Raw genomic sequence first — 13,772 nt, forward strand, 5'->3', positions numbered from 1 at the left:
CTGCGCGGCGTAGGCCGCCGGTGAACATGGTCTGGCGCCAACGCATGCACCGTATCGCCCGTGCGATGGGCTGGGTTGCGGGCGTGTCCGTGATCGGCCTGGCCGTGCTGGCTGGCCTGATCCAGGTGTTGTTGCCGACGCTGGCGAACCATCCGCAATGGGTGGCGACTCAGCTCAGCCAGCAATTGCATCGGCCGGTGTCGTTCGCCTCGATGGAAGGGCGCTGGGAGGCGTCGGGTCCGCTGTTTGTCATGCGCGACGTCACCATCGGCGCGGGCGACGGCGGCAGCCCACTGCACATCCCTGAGACGCAGCTCAAGTTGGACCTGGGTGGCTGGCTGCTGCCTTCGCGCCACTTGCTCAACCTGCATGTGCGCGGCTTGCAACTGGATCTCGGTCGCGATGTCGACGGTGCCTGGCATATCAATGGCATCGGTATGGCCGGTGGCACCGATCGGCAAAGCGCTTCGTTCGGCGGTTTGTCGGTGGAGTTGTGGCTGAGCGACTTGCACCTGGATATCGCCGACGCGCGCGTCAACAAGCACTACGAGCTGATCGCAAAACAGCTGCGTGTGAGCCGGCAGGGTGGGCGTGTGCGTGTGGGGGCGATTCTGCATCGCTTTGGCGCCGCCGGTGAGCTGCGTGGCGCAGGCAGTTTTCGTGAGGACGGGGCCGATGGGCGCCTGTGGCTGTCCGGCACGGATATCGATCTGCATGCCTTGTCCGCCGATATCGATATGGGCGGCTATACAGCCGAAAGCGGTCACGGCAGCTTCGCCAGTTGGTTGGACTGGCGCGATGCGAAGGTGGTGCGCAATCTGACCCGTTTCGACCTGAGCGACGTGGTGCTGGCCAGTCCGGAAGGGGGCAAAGCGTATGTGCCATCGCTGCACGCCCTCGCCGAGCTGCGCATGGGCAACGACGGCTCCCAGTTGCGTTGGGTCGACGATGACGGCAGCGCTCTCGCTGCCGAGTTGCACCAGATGGATAGCGACCAGGCGCACGTCGACGTGGCCGCACGCGATCTACAACTCGGCCCGCTGTTGCCCTGGCTGGCGCTCAAGCCGCAGCTTTCGCCAGGGCTCGCGCAATGGGTAGGTGCTGGCAAGCCGCGCGGCAAACTAAGCCATGCGTCCCTGCGCTGGACACGGGCGCAGGGCTTGGCCTTCGTGGATGTCGGCTTCAGCGGGCTCGGTATCGATGCCGCCGGCAAACTGCCGGGTATCGACCATCTCAACGGCGAACTGCGCGGCGACCAGGAAGCGCTCGCGTTGGAGCTGCCTGCCCAGGCCACGGTGCTGAACTTTCCGCACACGTTCCGCAAGCCGCTCGTGATGTCCAAGCTGTCCAGCCAGATCGCGTTCTGGCACGCGGATGGCGACTGGCATATCGGCATCGATGCGTTGGACTTCGAAGGCGCCGGCTACGGCGGCCAGGCGCGCGGCGACATCGCGCTGCACGATGGCGGTGGGCGTCCCTTCCTCGACTTGTACGTGGCGCTGAGCCATGCGGACATGGATGCAGCCAAGCTGTTCTGGCCCATCGATTCCATGTCGCCGTCGGCCGTCGACTGGCTGGATCGCGCGTTGGTCGCGGGCAAGATCGATGACGCTGCGGTGGTGGTGCGCGGCGACCTGGCGGACTGGCCATTCCTGCACAACGAAGGTCGCTTCGAAGCGCGTGCGGCGATCAGCAACCTCACCCTGGATTACGGCAAGAACTGGCCGCGCGCCGAAGGCGTCAATGCCATCGCCAACTTCGTCAACAACGGCATGCTGGTGGAGACGAGCGCGGGACAGTCGCTGGGCGTCAAGGTCGAAAGCGCGGTCGCGCTGATTCCCGATTTCGCCAACACCACGCTCGATCTGAATGTGAAAGGTTCCGGCAACGGTGCCAACCTGATGGACTTCGTGCGCAGGAGTCCGATCGGCAGCCATCAGGCCGATGCGCTGGCCAAGATGAGCCTGGGCGGTACCGGCAATTTCGATTTCCACTTGGTGCTGCCGATGAAGGACGCCAAGAACTTCACGCTGGCAGGCAATGCCCAGCTCAAGGACGCCGACCTCAACGCGCCGGATTGGAACCTCAAGCTGGACAAGATCAGCGGTCCGGCCACCTTCGATGCGCACGGCTTCCATGCCGGTCCTCTCGATACCGGATTCCGCGGACAGCCGTCCAAGCTCGACATCGCCATTGCCGCCGCCACGGGGCGTCCCGATACGGCTTTTTCGGCCAGGCTCAATGGCCGCTATGGCATGGCCGAGCTGGTGCAGGGCTTTTCGTCGCTGGACTGGCTGAAAGAAGTCGCGAGCGGCCGTAGCGATTTCACGGTCGGCTTCGACATCGTGCATCCCGATACCGTGGCGAACGCGGCGCAGGTATTGACCCTCGATTCGACGCTTGCGGGCATGGCGTTGGACGTCCCCACGCCGTTGAAGAAATCGGCGGAGACCAGCCTGCCGTTGCACCTGACCATGAACTTGCCGGTGGCTGGCAGTGATCTGCAGATATCGCTGGGGCAGGTGGTGCGGCAGCGCTTTCGCCTTTCCGATGGCGACAAGCAGCCGCTCGGCGCCACCTTCGCCTTTGGCACGCGCATGCCCGATACGGTGCCGGATAAAGGCATTCGCGTGCGCGGCCACGCGTCAAAGCTCGATGTGACTGGCTGGGTGCAGCGCACCGTGGCAGGTAGCAGCATGGAGGGGCCGGGGCTGGAGAGCATCGATGTCACCGCCGACCAGGCCGATGTCTTCGGCCACACCTTTCCTTCGATGCACATCCAGGCCACGCCGAAGGCGGATGCGTTGAATGTCGATGTGGACAGCACCGAGATCGCCGGGCGCTTCACCGTGCCCTCGACCGACTTGAGCAAGCGCGGCGTTACGGCGCGCCTGCAACGGCTGTATTGGCCCAAGAGCAATACGCCCGACACCAAGGCCGGCGCGAACGTGCCGGTAGAGAATCCAGCCGGCAACCCGGCAAATACGGGCGTCACACCATCGGCGCTGCCACCGTTTCATCTATGGGTCGGCGATCTACGTTTCGGCGAGTCGAAGCTGGGCGAGGCACGATTGGAAACCTGGCCGACCGATCGCGGCATGCACTTCGATCAATTGCGTGCCTTGTCGCGTAACGTGCAGATCAACGCCACCGGCGATTGGGATGGCACCGCCACCAACAGCCATACGCACCTGCGTATCGACTTTGCCGCGGAAAACCTCGGCGACATGCTGGGCGCCTTCGGCTTCGCGGGATTGTTCAATGGCGGCAAGACACGCTCCCTGCTCGATGCGACCTGGCCCGGTGCGCCTTCGGCGATGGACCTGGCAAACATGGATGGCAAGCTGAGCATTCATGTCACCGAGGGCAGCATTCCGGAAGTAGAGCCGAGTGTGGGGCGACTGTTCGGATTGATTTCGGTGATTGAGTTGCCGCGGCGGCTCAGTTTTGATTTCGGTGACGTCTTCGGCAAGGGCATGGCATTCGATGCGATTAGCGGCGACTTCCTGCTGGCCGGTGGCAACGCCACCTCCGACAATCTGCAGATCCTCAGTCCCGCTGCCGAAATCAGCATCAAGGGGCGTACCGGCCTGCGCGTGAAGGACTACGACCAGCGAGTGATTGTTGTACCGCACGTCGGCAACAGCTTGCCGGTGGTCGGCGCGGTCGTCGGCGGGCCGATTGGTGCCGCGGCCGGCTTCGTGGCGCAGGGGTTGCTCGGGCACGGACTGAACCGTGCCGCCGTGATGCATTACCGCATCACCGGGCCGTGGGACAAACCGTTGATCGAGAAGACGGGAACCTTCGAAGTGCCGCCGGCGCTCGCAGTGCCCATGCAGGCGCCACCAAGCAGTCCGGCACCCGCCGCCAGTGCCGGCGGGCGGTAAGAGCCTGTTCAATGTCTCTGCATAGCCCGCGTTGAACCGCTGAGGGCGCCAGGTGGTGGGGCGTGGCGCAGCGCCTGACTGGCTGTCAGGCCAAGCCGCGCGCCGCCGCATGGCGCCCTCAGCGGTTCAACCCTTCGGGCCGAGTCTGTTTGCCCACAGTACGGCGTCATCACTCGGTTGTGTACGGACGTACACGCCCTCGTTCTTCCTTGTCCTGCGCGCAAACAGATCCCGGCGCGGGCCATGCAGAGATATTGAACAGGCTCTACGCGAGTTCACTCCGCCGGCTTGGTGCTGCCGCGGAATGGGAACAGCTGCTGCCGGACGAAACCGTCCGGCATGTAGTCGCCGACCACGCCGTATTTCTCCGGGAATTTCTTCGTCGACTTCACCGCAGTGCCGAACACGTAGTCGAGGAAGGCGTAGTGCGCGGCGTAGTTCTTGTCGATCGCTTCGTCGTCGGAGGCGTGATGCCAGTGATGGAAGTTCGGCGTCACGATCAGGTACTTCAGCGGCCCCCACGGCAGGTGCACGTTGGCGTGGTTGAACACGGCCTGGAAGCCGACCACGATGATGTACGCATTCATCGCCGCCTCGCTGAAGCCGAGGATATACAGCGGCGCCAGCACGCACACGCGCGTCACGATCAGCTCCAGCATGTGCTGGCGCGAGCCGGCCAGCCAGTCCATGGTTTTTACGCTGTGATGCACGGCGTGGAAGCGCCACAGGAACGGCACTTCGTGATACGCGCGGTGCGTCCAATACTGCGCCAGGTCGGCGACCAGAATGCACAGCAGCAGCTGCGGTACGAAGGCGATGTGCTGCACCGCCTGCTGGAAATCACTGCGCACCAACCAGCCGAACAGGTGGTGCAGCAGGAAATTCACCACCAGCAGCGCCAGGCCCACGATGAAGTGGTTCACCGCGAAATGCTTGAGGTCGGTCTGCCATTCCTTGCGGAACAGCGTCTGCCCCTTGTACAGCGGGAACAGCTTTTCGATCACCACGAAAATCAGCGTGGAGCCGAGCAGGTCGAGGATGAACCAGTCCAGGCCGACGTACGGTGTGTGCTCCGGAAAATTGCCTACCGGCACGCGCGAGCCGCCCAGCGCCGTCGCGGCGATCACCAGCGCGAACGCCACGATGTTGAGGTTGCGCATGCGGCCAAGGATCAAGTTGCCCAGCGACATGCCGCCTGAGACCAGCAAGGCCAGCAACAGCAGTTGGCGCAACACGTCGACCGAATACTTGTGGCGCAGGTCGGGCGTGGTCAGGTACTGCGGAAAATGGAACGCCAGCACGCCGAGCAGGCTCAGAAAGCCCAGCGACAAGGCGAGCACGCCCGTGACCTTGCCCAACCCCGGTTTCAGCTCGCCATCACGATGAAGAAGTTCGCGGGTTTCTTCGACCGGTGCCTTGAGGGTGCGGTCGATGACCTTGTGGGCCAGCTCGCGTTTGGAGAAGTCGCTCATCGGTGGTCCTTCACGTCGTCATTCCGGTCTTGCCGGGGCAACGCATGGTAGCGGTACGGCCGCCTATTGGAAGCTTTAAACCGGTGCCGGCCGGCCCCACTTGCTACAGTCTGTCCCCTGTTCACTAAGCGATGACCTCATGGATTCCCTGATCGCACAGGCCGAGCGCCGATTGCTGGCGCCGGGTGGCCTGGCTTCCACCGACCTCGACCGCGTCTTCACCCAGCTGATGGGGCCGTCCATCGATGCCGCCGACCTGTATTTCCAGCATTCGCGCAGCGAGTCGTGGGTGCTGGAAGAGGGCATCGTCAAGGACGGCAGCCATTCGATCGAGCAGGGCGTGGGCGTGCGTGCCATCTCCGGCGAGAAGACCGGCTTTGCCTATTCCGACGAGATCGTGTTGCCGCAATTGCTGGACGCCTCCAAGGCCGCGCGTGCGATCGCGCAGGGGGGTAACGGCGCGGGCAAGCCGCTGGCCATGCATAGCGCGAAGTCGCTGTATCCAGCTATCGATCCGGTGGAAAGCCTGCCCAACCCGGACAAGATCGCTCTACTGCGCGAAGTGGACGCCTATGCGCGCTCACGCGACCCGCGCGTGAAGCAGGTCATCGTGAGCCTCGCCGCCACGATGGACACCGTACTGGTGGCCGCTTCCGATGGCACCCTGGCTGCCGACGTGCGCCCGCTGGTGCGCCTGAACGTGCAGGTGATCGCCGAGCAGGCTGGGCGCCGCGAACAAGGCCACAGTGGCGGTGGTGGCCGTTATGGCTACCGCGAGCTGCTGGAGAACGGTCGCGCGCTGGCCTTCGCCGATGAAGCCGTACGCCAGGCGCTGGTGAATCTCGATGCGGTGGATGCGCCGGCCGGCAGCATGACGGTCGTGCTCGGTCCCGGCTGGCCCGGCGTACTTCTGCACGAGGCCATCGGCCACGGCCTGGAAGGCGACTTCAACCGTAAGGGCAGCTCCGCCTTCGCCGGCCGCATCGGCCAGCGCGTGGCAGCACCGGGCGTCACCGTGGTGGACGACGGCACGCTGCCAGGGCGTCGCGGTTCGCTCAGCATCGACGACGAAGGCACGCCGACCGAGTGCACCACACTGATCGAGGACGGCATCCTCAAGGGTTACATGCAGGACAAGCTCAACGCGCGCCTGATGGGCATGGCGCCCACCGGCAACGGCCGTCGCGAATCCTTCGCCCAGCTGCCGATGCCGCGCATGACTAATACCTACATGCTGGCCGGCCAGCACGATCCGCAGGAGATCATCCGCTCGGTGAAGCGCGGTCTGTATGCAGTGAACTTCGGTGGTGGCCAAGTCGACATCACCAACGGCAAGTTCGTGTTCTCTGCCAGCGAGGCCTATTTGATCGAGGACGGCAAAATCACCACGCCAGTGAAGGGCGCCACCTTGATCGGCTCCGGGCCGGAAGTGCTGACGCGCGTGTCGATGATCGGCAATGACTTGGCGCTGGATGAAGGCGTCGGCGTGTGCGGCAAGGATGGGCAAAGCGTGCCGGTCGGTGTGGGTCAGCCGACGCTGAAGGTGGATGGCATGACGGTGGGTGGCACCGCGTCCTAACCATCATGTTGGAGCGCCCCCTCGGATCGAGTCCGGGGGGGGCGCTCCAACAAAACCGTACGACTCAGTCTTCGCTAGCCGCCAGATCTTTCAGCAGCTGGAAAATTTCCCGGTAGGCACGCGGCGGCTTGTTCGCGTCGCGCTCGGTACGCGCCTGACGGATCAGTGAGCGCAGATGCTGGCGGTCGATCTGCGGGTGTTTGGCAATGAGTTCCGAGAGTGCGCTGTCGTCGCTGTCGGCGAGCAAGCGATCACGCATAGCTTCGAGGCGATGCATCGCCGCCGTTTCCTGGCGCTGGCGTTCGCGGTTCTCGCCCAGCGCGGCACGCACGCCGTCGAAGACCTCGGTTTCGTGACGACGCATCACCTTGGCGAGAAAGCCGAGCTGGCGCTTGCGTGCGATATGCGCAGTGATCTTGCGCGTGTTGTCGATTTCGCGCCGCACGTCATCGGGCAAATCCAGTTTGGCCAGGCGGCTCGCCGGCAACTCCACCAGCTGGCTGGCGAGCTCGAGCACAGCCAGCGCGTCGCGTCGCTGCTGGGTGCGGGTCGGGCCGTAGTCGTGGTCGGGTGTGTCGGTGTAGGTGCGGTTCACGAGGGTTATCCCTTCAGGTCGTTCGTCGTGCTCAGCGCGTCGTTTTAGAGCGCGTCGTCTTAGAGCTGGTTGCTTCCGGGCCGGTGTCCAGGCCGGGTTCGGCGCATTCCAGCGCAAAACGGGGGACGGTTTGGCCGTCCACTTCCACGGTTTCGCAGAACATGGCGGCAGGGCGAACCCATAGACCTTGCTCGCCGTACAGTGCCTGGTAGATCACTAGCGGCTCCAGCGTTTCGCTGTGGCGGGCGATGCCCAGCACGCGATAGCGCTGTCCCTTGTAGTGACGATAAAAGCCGGTCTCCGGCAACATGGCCTGATCCAACATAGCCTGATTCAACCTAGCCCGATCTCCGCCGGACGCTTTGCATTGGGCCGCGGCGCCCCCATCTGGGGACATTGCGCGGTTCGGACCGCGTATTCTACCTGCCAGCCTTCAGGAAGCCCACGTGAGCCTAACCTCCCTTTCCTCCGACCGTAGCCAGCAGGATCTGGACCGTCTGGCCGAGCTGGCTGAAGACGTGATTCGCAGGGCCCGAGCGGCCGGTGCCAGCCAGGCCGAAGTGGCGGCCAGTATCGATACCGGTCTAAACGTGAACGTGCGTCTGGGCGAGGTGGAGACGGTGGAACACACCCGCGACCGCGGCTTCGGTCTCACCGTGTATTTCGGTCAGCGCAAGGGCTCGGCCAGTACCGCCGACCTGAACCCGGATTCGCTCCAGGCCACGCTGGACCAAGCCTGCGCGATTGCCCGCTTTACCGAGGAAGATCCCGCTGCCGGGCTGGCCGATGCCTCGCGCATGGCGACCGCGTTTCCTGATCTTGACCTATGGCATCCCTGGGTCGTCGATACCGCACAGGCGATCACGCTGGGGCAGCAGATCGAGGACGCGGGTCGTGCGCATGCGGGCATCAGCAATTCCGACGGCGCCAGCGTGCAGATGGGCGAGAGCCTGTCGGTTTACGCGAACTCGCATGGCTTTATCGGTCGCGAGCGCGGTACCCGTCACTCCCTGTCGTTGTCGCTGATTGCCGGCGATGAGGACGGCATGCAGCGCGACTACTGGTACGACAGCGTGCGCAGCGCCGGCGATTTCATGAGCGCGAAGGCGCTGGGCGACAAGGCGGCGCAACGCACGTTGGCCCGCATGGGCGCGCGGCGCTTGTCGACGCAGCAAAGCCCGGTGCTGTTTGCGCCAGAGATCGCACGCGGTTTGATCGGTCATCTGATCAGCGCGATCAGCGGCGGCGCGCTGTATCGCCGCGCCAGCTTCTTGTTAGATCACGCCGGCAAGGCAGTGATGCCGGCATGGATGCAGATCGTGGAGCGGCCGCATCTCATGCGCGGGCAGGGTTCCGGCGTATTCGACGCGGAAGGCGTCGCTACCGTCGACAGTGCCCTGATCGAGAGCGGCGTGCTGGCGCGTTATGTTTTGGGTAGCTATTCCGCGCGCAAGCTCGGCCTGCAGTCCACCGGCAACGCCGGCGGCATCCACAACCTGATGGTGGATGCGGGCGCCGCCGACCAGGGGCGCGACGATTTCGAAGGTATGTTGCGCCGCCTCGGCACCGGTTTGCTGGTGACCGAGGTGATGGGGCAGGGCGTGAATACCATCACCGGCGACTACTCGCGCGGCGCGGCAGGCTTCTGGGTGGAGAACGGCCAGATCGCCTACCCGGTGGAGGAAATCACCATCGCGGCCAACTTGCGCGACATGTACGCCGGCATCGTGGCGGTAGGGACGGACGTGGATCCGCGCTCGCACATCCTCACCGGTTCGATCCTGGTCGACCGGATGACCATCGCGGGCGAATGAGGCGGGGGCGGATAGGTCGTCAGCTTACTCGGCAAACGCCCGCCACCCTTGCTAGCATCGGCGCCACCGGCGCGTGGCCGGCGTCTGCACGACCAGGAGACACGCATGAGCGTTCCACCCGAGTCCGTACCGCCTTCGTCGAGCGAAGCTACCCCACCGCCCTCGGATATGCCGAGTCCCGAGCAGCGGCAATGGGCCATGCTCGCCCACATTTCCGCCTTGCTGGGTTGCCTGCTGACCGGCGTCTGGTTTGGCCTGGGTTGCTTCGTAGGCCCGCTGATCATCTGGCTGATGAAGAAAGACACCATGCCTTTCGTGGATGACCAGGCGAAGGAAGCGCTGAACTTCAACATCACCATGGCCATCATTGGCGTGGTGCTGCTGCTGATTACCATACTGACCCTTGGCATCGGCGCGATCCTGGCGATTCCTGCTGGCATCGTGATCGGCATTGCCTGGCTGATCCTGGTGATCATGGCGACGATCAAGTCCAACGAGGGCGAGCGTTATCGCTACCCGTTCTGCCTGCGCCTGATCAAATAAGGTTCGACCGTAGTCATCGCTTAGAGAGGCAGCCTTTGGGCTGCCTCTCTTTATGCGGACTTTACTCAGTGATGGCGCTTGGCTGCGTATCGAGCCAGCTCTTCCAGCAGCACGCCGCGTTCACCTAATGGAGCGATCGCATCCAGCGCGGTGGCGGTGAGTTCGGCCAGGTGAGTGCGAGAAGCGTCGAGGCCGATGATCGAGGGGAAGGTGGGTTTATCGGCCGCCGCGTCTTTGCCGGCGGTCTTGCCGATGACGGCGGATTCACCTTCTACATCGAGGATGTCGTCGCGCACCTGGAAGGCCAGGCCGACAGCGTGTGCGTAGCGATCCAGTGCGTCGAGCGTGCGTTCGTCCGCACCGGCGGCCAGCGCGCCGAGGCGCACCGAGGCGCGAATCAGGGCGCCGGTCTTGCAGGCGTGCATATGTTCGAGTTCAGCCAGGCTGAGTTTACGACCGACGGCGGCGAGATCGAGCGCTTGTCCGCCAGCCATGCCTTCCGCGCCGCAGGCGCGTCCAAGCACGCGCAGCATGTTCATGCCGTTGGCGGCATGCACGTCATGGGCGAGCAGCTCAAAGGCCAATGCCTGCAGCGCGTCACCCGCCAGGATCGCCATGGCCTCGCCAAACACGATGTGGCAGGTGGGGCGGCCGCGGCGCATATCGTCATCGTCCATCGCCGGCAGGTCGTCGTGCACCAGCGAATAGGCGTGGATCAGTTCGACCGCGCAGGCGGGGGCATCGAGCTGCGGGCCGTCTTCGCCCAGCGCATGCCCGGCGGCGTAGACCAGCAGCGGACGCAGGCGCTTGCCGCCACCCAGCACGGCATAGCGCATCGCGCGGTGCAGCTCGGCGGGGGATTGCTCTTCGGGAGGTAGGGCCTGCGACAGCGCCTGGTCAGCGCGGGCAATCAGCGACTGCAGGGAGGGCACAAGTTCAAAGTTCGGGTTCAAACGGTTCTGCGCTGTCGGGGGCTTCGGGATCCAGCAGCAGCCTGACGCGCAGTTCGGCCTGTTCCAGGGCTTGCTGGCAATGGCGGTAGAGGCCGATGCCGCGCTCGAACGAGGCGAGGGATTCGTCAAGGCTCAGCTCACCGCCTTCCATACGTGCCACCAGCTGCTCGAGTTCGTCCAGCGAGTGTTCGAAATCGGCGGCGGGAGCGGGTTCTGCAGGGGCGGGAGCGGGCTTGGCCATGACCGGCAAAGCTAACTCAGCACCCGCGCGGAATCAATCCGCGCGGGTGCCTTACGCATCTCAATCACGGTCGTCATGCTTGTCGTGATCACGCCCGTGACCACGTCCATGGTCATCATCGTGCTTGTCGTGGCCACGCTCATGGTCGCGGTCACGATCACGATCCCAGTCGTCGCGGTCATGGTGTGGAGGACGGCCGCCATAATGCTCAATCACGTAGGTGTGTTGCACATACGGCCGGTCCTCATCCAGATCGATGCTGACGCCGCCGGTGCGGACATAGCCCTGGAACTCCATCGGCAGACTGATGCCGCTGCGCCAGTTGCCGCCGTCCAGCCAGAACCACACGCGAGTGTCGGGGGCGTAGTAGACCTCGCCTTCCGGGTAGTAGGTGTAATGGTGCTTGGCGCGCCAGCCATGCGCAGGCGCCCAAGGGGGTGGGCCGCCGGCCCAGACCGGGGCGGCACAGGCGGTGCCGAGAACCAGCAGGGCGGCGCTGAGTAATAGGGTTTTGTGAGACATCGGATGACTCCGCGTGGTGGCAATGCGAACGCTAGGACGTGCCTGGGAAATTCTGGCTGAATGTTCTTAGGCCAGCTGTGACTCAGTCAGCTGGCCGCCAGCATGGCTCGCCTCCGGCCTGTCGAAACCAGGTGTCTCCCGGGTCGCTGCGCCAGCGATCCGCCACGGCGATCAGTTCCCCATCCGCATAGATCAGCGGGCAAGCGGCGCGTTGCCAGGGTGGCATCGTGGCCTTCTGGAATAGATCGCGCAGCTCGCGGGTGTGGCGGTCACCGGCGGGGCGGATACGTTCGCCGCCACGGCGGAGACGCACGATCAGTGGCACGGACAGTGGCGGCCCGGACCATTCCAGCATGCCGCCGTCAGGCAAGGCCAAAGCTTCCCCCTGCCACCTGGCCTGCCAGTCCTCAGGGATCGGCGGACGCGGTGGCAGCGCCCATAGTCGATCCTTCCACACGTGCAGATCGGTGCCCGGCCAGTGAATGCAGGGCAGGCGGCCTGCGCGTGCCTCGCCCACCTGTCGCTCGATCTGGCGGCGCTGAGCGAAGGTGGGTGCCGTGAGGCCACGGGCATGCAGCCAGTGGTCAAGCAGCGGTTCGCGCATTGCGGCCGGCAGGGCCAGCCAGGCTTTGGCGTCCAGGCTGTCGGTGGCTGGATCGCGCAGATGCTCCAACTCGGCCATCCATTGCACGCGCAAGGCATCAGCCGCTGCTCGGCTGTGGGTAGCGCTATGCAGGATCGAATCCACTGCGTGTGGCCAATGTTGCGCAAGGCGCGGCAGGATCTCGTTGCGCAGATAGTTGCGTGACAGCCGGATATCGGCGTTGGACGGATCGTCGATGACGGGCAGATGGTGTCGCTCGACGTAGCCGCGCAACACTGCGCGAGGCGTCGTCAACAGTGGCCGCCAAAGCTGCCCTTGGCCGAGAGAGCGGATTTCGCGCATGCCGCCCAACCCTTCCGGCCCGCCGCCGCGCAATAACTTGAGCAGCACGGTTTCCGCCTGGTCTTCGCGGTGGTGGCCGAGCATCAGCCATTCGCCAGCGCGCAGCGCATCGGCCATCGCCGCATAGCGCGCGTGCCGTGCCGCGGCCTCCAATCCTTCGCCGCTGTGGACGTCCACATTCACGCGCAAGACTGTGCAGTCCAATTCCAGTACCGAGCAGTAGCGCCTTGCCTGTTCGGCCCAGCGGCCGCTATCCGGATGCAAGCCATGATCAACATGGACCGCGCGCAGCTGGCGCACGCGTGCTTCCCGCAGTTGAGCCAGCGCGTGCAGTAATGCGGTGGAGTCCGGTCCGCCGCTGAAGGCGACGCACAGCGGGCCGTCGGGCCGGTCGCGAAGGGCTTGCCGCAAACGATCGGCGAGGGGATCCGGCTTACTCACGAGGCTCCGGCTTCTTCGACTTGTTGCGGATGTAGATCACCTTGGGTCGGCCTTCGCCGGGACTGCGTCGATCCATCTCGAACAGCGTCGTCGCGGAGATCAATTCGCTGAGCTTGCCGTAGCCGTAGCTGCGCGCGTCGAAGTTGGGCCGTTGCTTGGTGATGATCGAACCGACGCCACCGAGCCCAGCCCAGCCATCGTCGTCGGAGGCGGCATCCACCGCATTGCGCAACAGGTTCACCAATCCGCCGTCCTGCTTCAGTTGAGCCGCGGTGCGCGGTTTCAGCGGCTGTTCTTCGTCGGGTTTGGCGACCAGGATGTCGGTGTAAATGAACTTGTCGCAGGCAGCAACGAAAGGATCTGGCGTCTTGCGCTCGCCGAAGCCGTACACGATCAGGCCCGATTCGCGAATGCGCGCTGCAAGACGCGTGAAGTCGCTATCGCTGGAGACGATGCAGAAGCCGTCGAAGCGCCCCGAGTAAAGCAAGTCCATCGCGTCGATGATCATCGCCGAGTCCGTGGCGTTCTTGCCGCTGGTGTAGCCGAACTGCTGGATCGGCTGGATCGACTGCGTGAGCAGTTGCTCCTTCCAGCCTTTCAGGTGGTTGCTGGTCCAATCGCCATAGGCGCGCTTCACGTGCGCGGTGCCGTATTTGGCCACCTCGGCAAGCAGCGCTTCGGCAATCGCCGGCTGCGCGTTGTCGGCATCGATCAGGACGGCAAGCTTGGTGGCGGGCTCGTTGGCCATGGCGCGGTTCGCAGTGATGGACTGCGCCGAT

General features: G+C 64.5%; 12 protein-coding genes. 4 read left to right on the forward strand and 8 right to left on the reverse strand.

Annotation, left to right across the window (positions count from 1 at the left end; genetic code table 11):
* Positions 1-44 precede the first annotated feature (44 nt).
* The gene (locus OUZ45_RS07815) at positions 45-3,887 is read left to right on the forward strand and encodes a YhdP family protein (RefSeq protein WP_266169371.1); all 3,843 of its coding nucleotides are present in this window, start codon (positions 45-47) and stop codon (positions 3,885-3,887) included.
* Between the two features lie 275 nt (positions 3,888-4,162).
* Here the strand turns inward: OUZ45_RS07815 and OUZ45_RS07820 are convergent, their stop codons facing one another.
* Positions 4,163-5,359, reverse strand: a complete 1,197-nt coding sequence (locus OUZ45_RS07820) for a sterol desaturase family protein (RefSeq protein ID WP_266169372.1) — start codon at positions 5,357-5,359, stop codon at positions 4,163-4,165.
* A gap of 139 nt (positions 5,360-5,498) precedes the next feature.
* On the opposite strand from OUZ45_RS07820, the gene tldD reads away from it, so the two are divergent.
* The gene (gene tldD, locus OUZ45_RS07825; protein ID WP_266169373.1) at positions 5,499-6,938 is read left to right on the forward strand and encodes a metalloprotease TldD; all 1,440 of its coding nucleotides are present in this window, start codon (positions 5,499-5,501) and stop codon (positions 6,936-6,938) included.
* Between the two features lie 64 nt (positions 6,939-7,002).
* Here the strand turns inward: tldD and yjgA are convergent, their stop codons facing one another.
* Together yjgA and OUZ45_RS07835 are read right to left on the reverse strand one after the other, a co-directional pair.
* The gene (gene yjgA / locus OUZ45_RS07830) at positions 7,003-7,533 is read right to left on the reverse strand and encodes a ribosome biogenesis factor YjgA (protein WP_266169374.1); all 531 of its coding nucleotides are present in this window, start codon (positions 7,531-7,533) and stop codon (positions 7,003-7,005) included.
* 31 nt (positions 7,534-7,564) lie between these two features.
* A complete protein-coding gene (locus OUZ45_RS07835) occupies positions 7,565-7,843 on the reverse strand; it encodes a DUF1653 domain-containing protein (RefSeq protein ID WP_323137530.1) in 279 nt (92 codons plus the stop codon).
* 136 nt (positions 7,844-7,979) lie between these two features.
* On the opposite strand from OUZ45_RS07835, the gene pmbA reads away from it, so the two are divergent.
* Both pmbA and OUZ45_RS07845 read left to right on the forward strand, forming a co-directional pair.
* Entirely contained in the window at positions 7,980-9,347 is a 1,368-nt protein-coding gene (pmbA, locus tag OUZ45_RS07840; protein ID WP_266169376.1) for a metalloprotease PmbA, read from the forward strand.
* A 105-nt stretch (positions 9,348-9,452) separates the two neighbouring features.
* Positions 9,453-9,890 (forward strand): DUF4870 domain-containing protein, encoded by a 438-nt coding sequence (locus tag OUZ45_RS07845; protein WP_323137531.1) that lies wholly within the window; start codon positions 9,453-9,455, stop codon positions 9,888-9,890.
* Between the two features lie 65 nt (positions 9,891-9,955).
* Here the strand turns inward: OUZ45_RS07845 and OUZ45_RS07850 are convergent, their stop codons facing one another.
* The 5 genes from OUZ45_RS07850 to OUZ45_RS07870 form a co-directional block, all read right to left on the reverse strand.
* On the reverse strand, positions 9,956-10,843 hold the full coding sequence (locus tag OUZ45_RS07850) for a polyprenyl synthetase family protein (protein ID WP_266169377.1): 888 nt from the start codon (positions 10,841-10,843) through the stop codon (positions 9,956-9,958).
* Positions 10,827-11,084 (reverse strand): exodeoxyribonuclease VII small subunit, encoded by a 258-nt coding sequence (locus tag OUZ45_RS07855; protein WP_266169378.1) that lies wholly within the window; start codon positions 11,082-11,084, stop codon positions 10,827-10,829. Before OUZ45_RS07855 ends, OUZ45_RS07850 begins: the two co-directional genes overlap by 17 nt.
* 60 nt (positions 11,085-11,144) lie before the next feature.
* The gene (locus OUZ45_RS07860; RefSeq protein WP_266169379.1) at positions 11,145-11,606 is read right to left on the reverse strand and encodes a hypothetical protein; all 462 of its coding nucleotides are present in this window, start codon (positions 11,604-11,606) and stop codon (positions 11,145-11,147) included.
* An 82-nt stretch (positions 11,607-11,688) separates the two neighbouring features.
* A complete protein-coding gene (tilS, locus tag OUZ45_RS07865) occupies positions 11,689-12,993 on the reverse strand; it encodes a tRNA lysidine(34) synthetase TilS (protein ID WP_323137532.1) in 1,305 nt (434 codons plus the stop codon).
* A complete protein-coding gene (locus OUZ45_RS07870; RefSeq protein WP_266169380.1) occupies positions 12,986-13,741 on the reverse strand; it encodes an NYN domain-containing protein in 756 nt (251 codons plus the stop codon). Before OUZ45_RS07870 ends, tilS begins: the two co-directional genes overlap by 8 nt.
* Positions 13,742-13,772: the final 31 nt, after the last annotated feature.

This window comes from Dyella subtropica (genome assembly GCF_026283965.1).
GTDB lineage: Bacteria > Pseudomonadota > Gammaproteobacteria > Xanthomonadales > Rhodanobacteraceae > Dyella_D > Dyella_D subtropica.

Excerpts from the sequence above, each read along its gene's own strand:
- OUZ45_RS07845 (WP_323137531.1), top strand. The coding sequence starts at position 9,453 with ATGAGCGTTCCACCCGAGTCCGTACCGCCTTCGTCGAGCGAAGCTACC.
- OUZ45_RS07855 (WP_266169378.1), bottom strand. The coding sequence starts at position 11,084 with ATGGCCAAGCCCGCTCCCGCCCCTGCAGAACCCGCTCCCGCCGCCGAT.
- tldD (WP_266169373.1), top strand. The coding sequence starts at position 5,499 with ATGGATTCCCTGATCGCACAGGCCGAGCGCCGATTGCTGGCGCCGGGT.
- OUZ45_RS07835 (WP_323137530.1), bottom strand. The coding sequence starts at position 7,843 with ATGTTGCCGGAGACCGGCTTTTATCGTCACTACAAGGGACAGCGCTAT.
- OUZ45_RS07870 (WP_266169380.1), bottom strand. The coding sequence starts at position 13,741 with ATGGCCAACGAGCCCGCCACCAAGCTTGCCGTCCTGATCGATGCCGAC.
- OUZ45_RS07820 (WP_266169372.1), bottom strand. The coding sequence starts at position 5,359 with ATGAGCGACTTCTCCAAACGCGAGCTGGCCCACAAGGTCATCGACCGC.
- OUZ45_RS07860 (WP_266169379.1), bottom strand. The coding sequence starts at position 11,606 with ATGTCTCACAAAACCCTATTACTCAGCGCCGCCCTGCTGGTTCTCGGC.
- OUZ45_RS07815 (WP_266169371.1), top strand. The coding sequence starts at position 45 with ATGCACCGTATCGCCCGTGCGATGGGCTGGGTTGCGGGCGTGTCCGTG.